This is a genomic window from Vibrio sp. 10N.222.48.A3, assembly GCF_041475345.1.
GTDB classification, from domain to species: Bacteria; Pseudomonadota; Gammaproteobacteria; order Enterobacterales; family Vibrionaceae; genus Vibrio; species Vibrio tasmaniensis_A.
Genome location: NZ_JBFRVX010000150.1, coordinates 1 through 8,824 on the forward strand (window position 1 = coordinate 1; position 8,824 = coordinate 8,824).

Annotated in this window: 7 protein-coding genes; 4 read left to right on the forward strand and 3 right to left on the reverse strand. The window is 44.2% G+C overall.

The features are described from left to right. From sufC to AB4653_RS05635, 4 genes are all read left to right on the forward strand, one after another. Window positions 1-530, forward strand: a 530-nt coding sequence (gene sufC, locus AB4653_RS05620; RefSeq protein WP_372103533.1) for a Fe-S cluster assembly ATPase SufC, incomplete at its 5' end; no start/stop codon positions are given. After that, window positions 520-1,776 (forward strand): Fe-S cluster assembly protein SufD, encoded by a 1,257-nt coding sequence (sufD, locus tag AB4653_RS05625; protein WP_240798327.1) that lies wholly within the window; start codon window positions 520-522, stop codon window positions 1,774-1,776. The genes sufC and sufD, both read left to right, overlap by 11 nt. Further along, window positions 1,769-3,001, forward strand: a complete 1,233-nt coding sequence (locus AB4653_RS05630; RefSeq protein ID WP_102258315.1) for a SufS family cysteine desulfurase — start codon at window positions 1,769-1,771, stop codon at window positions 2,999-3,001. The genes sufD and AB4653_RS05630 overlap by 8 nt, the downstream gene beginning before the upstream one ends. 3 nt (window positions 3,002-3,004) lie before the next feature. Then, window positions 3,005-3,406, forward strand: a complete 402-nt coding sequence (locus AB4653_RS05635) for a SufE family protein (RefSeq protein WP_102258314.1) — start codon at window positions 3,005-3,007, stop codon at window positions 3,404-3,406. Window positions 3,407-3,542: 136 nt separating this feature from the next. Here the strand turns inward: AB4653_RS05635 and AB4653_RS05640 are convergent, their stop codons facing one another. From AB4653_RS05640 to AB4653_RS05650, 3 genes are all read right to left on the reverse strand, one after another. Further along, window positions 3,543-5,426 carry a methyl-accepting chemotaxis protein gene (locus tag AB4653_RS05640; protein ID WP_017101414.1) on the reverse strand — a complete coding sequence of 628 codons (1,884 nt, stop codon included), beginning with the start codon at window positions 5,424-5,426 and terminating at the stop codon, window positions 3,543-3,545. Between the two features lie 297 nt (window positions 5,427-5,723). Next, window positions 5,724-7,295 carry a BCCT family transporter gene (locus AB4653_RS05645; protein ID WP_009847132.1) on the reverse strand — a complete coding sequence of 524 codons (1,572 nt, stop codon included), beginning with the start codon at window positions 7,293-7,295 and terminating at the stop codon, window positions 5,724-5,726. Window positions 7,296-7,567: 272 nt separating this feature from the next. Further along, window positions 7,568-8,824: BCCT family transporter (locus tag AB4653_RS05650; RefSeq protein WP_372103536.1), on the reverse strand; the 1,257-nt coding region annotated here is incomplete at its 5' end.

An 8,824-nucleotide genomic window follows, 5' to 3' on the forward strand; every position in this document is an offset into this window, starting at 1 on the left:
AGGAAAGAGCCGGTGAAGGGGTATTTTTAGCCTTTCAGTACCCTGTCGAAATTCCAGGTGTCAGTAACAAACTCTTTCTAAATACAGCTCTCAACGAGGTTCGTGAATATCGAGGCTTAGAACCAATCGATCGTTTTGACTTTGAAGATCTATTGGAAGAAAAAGCGCAATTGTTGAAGATGCCGGCAAATTTACTCCAACGCTCTGTCAATGAGGGATTCTCTGGTGGAGAGAAAAAGCGCAATGACATTCTACAAATGGCGGTGCTCTCACCTGATCTTTGTATACTAGACGAGACCGACTCAGGTCTAGATATTGATGCCCTTAAAGCCGTCTCTGAAGGTGTAAACGCGCTGCAGAATGAGCAACGAGCTTTCATTTTGGTCACGCACTATCAACGTATCCTCAATTACATCAAACCAGATTTCGTGCACGTGTTGTACCAAGGAAAGATTGTAAAATCTGGTGACCACACGTTAGCTCAAGAATTAGAAGAGAAAGGCTATGGGTGGATCATTGATGAACAATAAACATTCATTGCTTGATTCATTTGAAACCCTTGTTCGACCGCATGAGTGGCAAAAAAAACAATGGTCTAAATTGCTTGGGGTTGAGTTACCGTCCCCTCAACATGAGGACTGGAAATACACGCCTCTTGACCGATTAAACGAACTAGAGCTAAGCAGCGCACCACAGCAGTCGACAGCTAACACGCCATACAACAAATTCAGTTTAGACATTGATGCTTATCGATTAGTCTTCGTCGACGGCTTCTTTTTAGCTCGATACTCCGACTGGATTCCAAAAGTTCGAGTGACTCCCACCTGCGCGCTCTCTCCAATTGAAATCGATGAGCTATCTCGTTCAATAAAGCCAGACGCTTTTACCTATATTACTGATGCTACCGCTTCAAGTGGCATATTAATCGAGGTCGAAGCGAATACGCAGGTATCGAAACCTATTCATCTTCTGCATATCAATTCCGGAAAACAAGGTGATGTATCAAGCTACAGAAGCCATATTGAAGTCGCAGATCATGCGGAAGTCACCGTCATCGAACACCATGTTTCACAAGGTAGTGGTAGAGGCGTAACATTATCTCGCTTAACACAACACGTTGGTTGTGGTGCTCACTATCATCACACTAAAATTGTCGAAGAGGCCTTAAGTCAACATCACTTCGGTCATAACGATTTGGTGATTAATGCGCATGCTAGCGCCTACTCTTGTTGCTTGCTCTACTCCGGCCAATTGATACGACATCAAGTAAGTTCAGAACTGACTGGCGAACAAGGTTTTGTCGCTATGGACAGTATTTCCCTACCTCAAGGTGAGGCAGTTTTTGATACTCGCACCTATTTGAAACACAACTCTCCCCACTGCCAAAGTGAACAAAATCATAAAACCATCGCTCGAAACCAATCTAAGTCTGTTTTCGACGGCATGATCTATGTTGACCCTACCGCGCAAAAAACAGACGGGCAAATGGACACCCACAGTCTGATTTTAGGCGATGAAGCCCAAGTAAACTCTAAACCTCAATTAGAGATTTATGCCGATGATGTCAAATGCAGCCATGGTGCAACAACAGGGCAAATCGACCCAAACCAAATCAACTACTTACGCTCTAGAGGTATCCCAAAAGAACGAGCCGAGCACATGATTACCTCTGCGTTTGTCATTGGCGTTACCGAGAGAATTAAACACCCCGCCCTAAGACAATCTGCGATAGATAAAATCAATGCGTCACTCAATAAAGGATGTCCTAATGATTGATTCGAGCGAAAAGACAAGCCCTTGGTTTAACGACTTCCCAGCTCTAAGAACTCAAGTTTACGACAAGCCTTTGGTCTATTTAGACAGTGCTGCAACGGCCCAAACCCCTCAAATCGTTATCGACCGCATGACTCAGTTTTATCAACATGATTATGCGAGTGTTCATCGCGGTGTCCATTACCTAAGCTCTAAAGCAACCGAAGAAATGGAACAAGTAAGAGAAAAACTTGCTCAGTTCATTTCAGCTAAATCCCGAGAAAGTATTGTGTTCACCAAAGGGACGACAGAGGCCATCAATCTCGTTGCGAATAGCTATTTGCGCCCTAGGTTAAAAGCGGGTGACGAAATCATCGTGACGGAAATGGAGCATCACGCCAACCTTGTTCCTTGGCAGATGCTTTCTGAAATTTATAATGTCAACATTCGTGTTTGGCCAATGGCAAAAAATGGCTATTTGAATCTCAACGACCTTGTGTCGTTAATGAATACAAAGACAAAACTGCTGGCAATTAGCCACGTATCGAATGTTCTAGGCCGCGTAAACCCAATTAAAACGATAGTCAAAGCAGCACATAAAGCAAAAGTCCCCGTGTTAGTCGACGGTGCTCAAGCTGTCATGCACGATGAAGTCAATGTGACGGACCTCGATTGTGATTTCTACGCCTTCTCTGGGCACAAATTGTATGGCCCGACAGGCATCGGCGTGCTTTATGCAAAAAAAACACACCTCGACAACATGGTGCCATGGGAAGGCGGCGGAGCCATGATCGATCAAGTGACCCTGCCTTTGGGAACCTCGTTTGGCCAAGCGCCATGGAAGTTCGAAGCAGGTACTCCGAATATTGCCGGCATTTTAGGTTTAGGCGCCGCTCTAGACTACATTGAAGCTATCGGCTTCAAAGAGATCTCTGGCTATGAAAAAAATATAATGAATTATTTGGTGGAGAGCATTAGACAGGTACCAGCAATAGAGCTCTATGGCGACGATGATAACCGCACCGGCGTTTTGGCCTTTAATATGAAAAACCAACACTCTTTTGATGTCGGTTCATTCTTAGATAGGTATGGTATTGCGATTCGTACCGGGCATCTCTGCGCAATGCCCCTTTTAAAACGACTCGGTCAAAACTCGCTGTGTCGCGCATCGATTGGCATGTATACAAGGCCCAAAGACATAGACGCCTTGTGCCAGTCACTAAAACGAATCCACCAACTATTAAGGTAATTTATGTCCCCTGAAAAGCTCCAGAGAAACTTCGAGCGATGCGTTGATTGGGAAGAACGTTATATGTATTTGATAGAATTGGGAGACCGGTTAGAGCCCTTCCCTATGGAAAAGATGAATAAAACACATCTTATCGCAGGCTGCCAAAGTAACGTATGGCTAGATCTTTACATCGGTCAACAGAATAAAATGTCGATACAAGCGACCAGCGATTCTTCATTAGTTAAAGGTTTGCTGGCGTTGGTGTTGATCGCCTATAACAACCAACAACCCGCGAGCGTTCTAGAATTCGATATTAAAGACTGGTTCCGCCAGTTAGATTTAAAATCTCAGCTTAGCGCCAGTCGGAGTCAAGGTTTAGAAGCCATAATAAAACATATTCGGTGTCACGCTCGGGCTGTTTAACCTTCAATAAACAATAGCCCAGCATGATTAGATCACGACATTTTGCTTCTTCTAAAAAGCGAACATAAAAAAGCCCCAACCTAAGTTGGGGCTTCGTTCTATCTATCTATCTATCTATCTATCTATCTATCTATAATTACAGCTTAAAACGGCTGATTTCATTTTCTAGTTCATTAGACAGTTCAGAAAGCTGAGCAGCTTGTTCTGCAGCTTGGTGCGCTTCACCTGCTAGCTCGTTAGATACGTCACGGATTCCTTCAGTGTTACGAGTAATCTCAGACGTTACTGACGCTTGCTCTTCTGCAGCAGAAGCGATTTGAGTCGCCATATCACTGATACGTTCAACAGCAGCATGAATTTGCGTTAAGCTAGCGGCCGCTGAGTTTGAGTCATCAACACTGGTTTCAGCAAGCGTTCGGCTATCGTTCATGATACTTACCGCTTTGCCCGTTGTACCTTGCAGTAATTCAATCGTTTGTTGAATTTCTTGAGTTGAACCGTGTGTACGTTGGCTCAAAACTCTCACTTCATCAGCAACAACCGCAAAACCGCGACCTTGTTCGCCAGCACGGGCAGCTTCAATCGCTGCGTTAAGTGCAAGTAAGTTAGTTTGTTCAGCAATGCCTTGGATATTGGACAAGATAGCGTTGATGCTATTGCCGTGCTCTTCAAGCTCAAGAATCACGTTCGTTGCAACTTGAACTTCTTGTGCAAGGTTTTGGATTGAGCTTTGAGTCTGTGTAACTTGACCCGTACCGTGCTCACACGCGCCAACAGCTTCAGATGAATTCTGTGCAGTTTGATCAGCATTACCCGCAATCTCTTGTGTTGCTGCAGCCATTTCGTTCACGGCTGTTGCTACCATATTGATTTCGTCTTGTTGCATCTGAATGCGAGCACTACGCTCTTCAGCTTGAGAAGCCGTTTGACGTGCTTGGTTACCTAGCGCAGCAGATACTTCGCTTAGCTTGATCACCATGGTGTGCATGTTGCCTACAAAACGGTTGAAGTTTTCAGCAAGCTTACCAATTTCGTCATCGCTCTTAGGCTCAAGACGTTGTGTAAGGTCGCCCTCACCTGAAGCAATTTCTTCAAGTGCCGCTGAAACACGGTTCAAATCACGGAATAGGAAGCTCACTAACCAGGACACTAATACGATTACGATTAACGTAATAATGACCGCCGTTGTGATCAACTGAGTAAGTAGTGTTGAGTGATTCGCTTCTTCTGTTGCTTTGTCCATCTGAACTGCAAAAATCCAGTTCGTATTAGGCACATTAGTGAAGTAAAGAAGCTTCTCAGCACCGCGCTCTTTGATGATCTCGATGCTACCCGTACGCACTGCGTTTTCGATGATAGGCATAGAAATGTCGTTTGAAAGCTGGCTTACAGGCTTAAGGCTCAGTGCTGAGTCTGGGTGTGCTAGGAATGTGCCGTCAGAGGCATCAATGAGCATTGCGTAAGCGTTGTCACCAACATCTAAGCTGATAACATCGTTGACTAGTTGATCAATAAGTACATCCGCACCAACAACACCAACAAGCTTACCGTTATGACGAACAGGTTCAGCAATCGTAACTAGAAGCGCTTGGGTAATCGCATCTTGATAAGCGGTTGTAATAATTTGCTTACCGGCTGCGTTTGCTTCCTGGTACCAAGGGCGTTGACGAGGATCGTAACCGGCGCGATTACGTTCAGGATGTGAACGGTACATTCCGCCTTCTGGAGTACCTAAAAAGATATCGTCAAAGCCACCCGCTACACGAGCTTGCTTAAGGAAAGGAACAACATCATCCTCTCGTGAAAAGTCATTAAATGCTGATGCGATATCGGTGCGGATATCAATCCAGTTTTTAATACCTTCAGATGCTGCTTCTGATACGCTTTCAGCTCGCAGGTATACGCCGTTACGAGTCTGTTCAAATAATTGGTTTGCTGATAACCAAGTTAACGCTGTTGCCATAACGACAACAGCAGATAGGCTAGCACCTATTAACTTCTGCTTAAGTGTTAGTTTCATGTCAAAGTTTCACGAGTAGTGGATAATCTAGCGAATACTACCCAATTTAAGCAAACGATTCGAGCTATTTCACAGTTTTACATCACATTATATTTGCAATAAAACCAAAAACTTAGCTTTCGCCAATTACTTGACTTTTCGCCAAATTCAAGGCGCCATTTCAACGACGATTTCTACGATATATACAGTTTTACAGGCTGTAAAATGGATAAAAAAAGGCAGGAGAGTTTCCTCTTCTGCCTTTTGTTTTACTTTGTATTCGACATCAAAAAGATGAAAAATCGAATAGTACGTAGTCTATCTTTTCTCTGTTCGCATACCCATTAGTAGGCTCACACACATCAACAATAGAATGATGGTGAATGGCAATGCTGTTGAGATTGCACCCGCTTGCAGAGCTTGAACGGCTTCAGTACCGCCAACCCACAATAGAGCTACTGCAATCGCACCTTCAAGGAACGCCCAGAATACGCGTTGAGGCACTGGCGTATCAACTTTACCACCAGCGGTAATACTGTCGATGACTAAAGAGCCCGAGTCAGACGATGTAATAAAGAATACGAGAACCAATACAACCGCAATGATTGAAAGCAGAGTACCAAACGGCAATACATCAAACATTTGGAACATTGCCAGTGATACATCAGTTAAGCCATTTTGACCTAGGGTACCAACCTTATTCACGATTTGATCAATTGCCATACCACCAAACACTGACATCCAAATGATAGTCACTGTCGTTGGAACAATCAGTACCGCTGTAATGAACTCACGAACAGTACGACCTTTAGAAACACGCGCGATAAACATACCGACAAATGGAGACCATGAGATCCACCAGGCCCAGTAGAATACAGTCCAACCATGTAACCAAGCTTCATCTTCACGACCGTGAGGGTTGCTCAACGGAATGATGTTCTCGATGTATGCCATCAATGTTGTAGGGATTGAACCTAGAGTCACTGCGTAGCCGATTAGAGCTACTAGGATAAGCAGTAGGAAAGCAACCAACATGTTGATGTTACTGATCACTTTAACGCCACCATCAATACCACGAAGTACGGATACGACCGCTAGCAAAGTTACTACGGTAATAACAATGACTTGTAACCCTAAGCCTGCCTCAATGCCGAATACATGCTGAATACCACTTGCCGCTTGTTGCGCACCAAGGCCAAGCGATGTCGCCAAACCAAACAGGGTTGCAAGTACAGCAAGAATATCAACGATGTGACCAGCCCAGCCCCACGCTCTATCACCTAAAATTGGGTAGAAGATAGAACGAATTGAAAGCGGTAATCCCTTGTTGTAAGAGAAGAAAGCCAGTGAAAGCGCCACAACACCATAAATAGCCCAAGGGTGAAGCCCCCAGTGATACATGGTTGCACCGAGTGCTAGTTTTGCAGCTTCTGGGGTATTTGCCTCTACGCCAAGTGGCGTTTCATACCAACCTGTGTAGTAAGCCGCAGGTTCTGCAACACTCCAGAACATCAAGCCAATACCCATACCTGCAGCAAATAGCATCGATAACCAAGACATGAATGAGTAATCTGCCGTTGCATCAACACCACCAAGGCGGATTTTACCAAACGGAGAAACAATCAAGCCTAAGCAAAAAATAACGAAAATATTGCCGGACCAAATGAACAACCAATCAAATGAATTGATAATTTGCCATTTAACACCATCCAATGCTGACTTTGCTGAAGCGGTATCTGTAAGCAGCACACCGATCAAGAACAAAGTGATGAGTCCCGCACTGATACCAAACACTGGGTTATGAACGTCAAAACCCCATTTTTGGACGTTATCTTGACCAACAGTGTAATCCGTACTGTCGATACTGTATTTATCTATACCTTTAGTCATTATTCCTCTCTACGGAATACTTATAAGGTCTGTTGACCTCATATCCCTAACTTTCCTGTGACTGAATCACAAACTCGAACATACGATCCAAGTAGTACAAGCTGTTGTCACGATAATTCAAATACTTGGATGTCTGAAGTTTAGCAGGTTAACTTATTGTTTTCAGTAAACTAGAATCAGTTCGATGGATTTTCAAACAAAATATAGGTAATCACTTATATTTGCGGCGAAAAAAAGGCCGACTAAGTCGGCCTCTATTTGAAAAAATACTTTTAGCTCAAAGCACTTTGCTGCTTAACCAATTGATTCTCTGTACGTAAACCAAGAAACAAACTTAGGCACATAAGCAATAATATGAAGGCAAATGGTAGTGCCATTGAGACTGTTCCAGCTTGTAATGCCTGAATAGATTCAGTACCACCAACCCACAGTAGAACCGCCGCAATCGCACCGCCCATCAATGCCCAAAATACACGCTGTGGAACAGGTGCATCGACTTTACCGCCAGAAGTAATGCTATCAATAACCAATGAACCTGAGTCTGATGAAGTGATGAAGAACACCATAATCAAACCAATCGATACCACTGAAAGCACTGAGCTCATTGGCAGCGCATCATAAGTGTGGAATAGAGAAAGTGTAATATCTTGCAGACCGTTTATACCAATCTCACCCACTTTATTCGCCACCTGGTCAATCGCAATACCACCGAAAATAGCCATCCAAATGATAATGACAGACGTCGGGATAAATAAGACTGCAACGATAAATTCACGAATTGTACGACCTTTAGAGATACGAGCGATGAACATGCCTACGAATGGTGACCATGAAATCCACCAAGCCCAGTAAAATACCGTCCAACCTTGCATCCATGTTTCATCATCACGACCATGAGGGTTGCTAAGAGGAATAAAGTTCTCAATGTAGCCCATTAGCGCGGTTGGTATCGCCTTAATACCCGCCATGCCACCCGCGATAGTTACGAAGATCAGCAAGCCTAATGCAACAACCATGTTGACGTTGCTTAGAACCTTAACACCACCGTTAATACCGCGAATCACCGACATTGTTGCCAACAGTGTTACCACTGCAATAACAATAAGCTGCATACCAATACCGCCATCGGTACCAAATACATGGTTAATACCGCTTGCGGCTTGCTGTGCACCTAGGCCAAGTGATGTTGCAAGGCCAAACAATGTTGCAAGTACTGCGACAATATCAACGATATGACCAAACCACCCCCAAGTTCTGTCACCGAGTAGCGGGTAAAAGATTGAGCGAATAGAAAGCGGTAATCCTTTATTGAAAGTAAAGAAGGCAAGAGACAAAGCAACAACGGCGTAGATTGCCCAACCGTGCAAGCCCCAGTTGTAGATGGTTGCACCGAGTGCCAACTTAGCCGCTTCAGGAGAATACGCTTCAACACCGAGCGGTGTTTCATACCAACCGGTAAAGTAAGCAACGGGCTCTGCCACACCCCAGAACATGAGGCCAATACCCATACCTGCAGCAAATAGCATCGA

Coding starts and splice junctions, on each gene's coding strand:
- sufD (WP_240798327.1), top strand. CDS start 520: ATGAACAATAAACATTCATTGCTTGATTCATTTGAAACCCTTGTTCGA.
- AB4653_RS05645 (WP_009847132.1), bottom strand. CDS start 7,295: ATGACTAAAGGTATAGATAAATACAGTATCGACAGTACGGATTACACT.
- AB4653_RS05640 (WP_017101414.1), bottom strand. CDS start 5,426: ATGAAACTAACACTTAAGCAGAAGTTAATAGGTGCTAGCCTATCTGCT.
- AB4653_RS05635 (WP_102258314.1), top strand. CDS start 3,005: ATGTCCCCTGAAAAGCTCCAGAGAAACTTCGAGCGATGCGTTGATTGG.
- AB4653_RS05630 (WP_102258315.1), top strand. CDS start 1,769: ATGATTGATTCGAGCGAAAAGACAAGCCCTTGGTTTAACGACTTCCCA.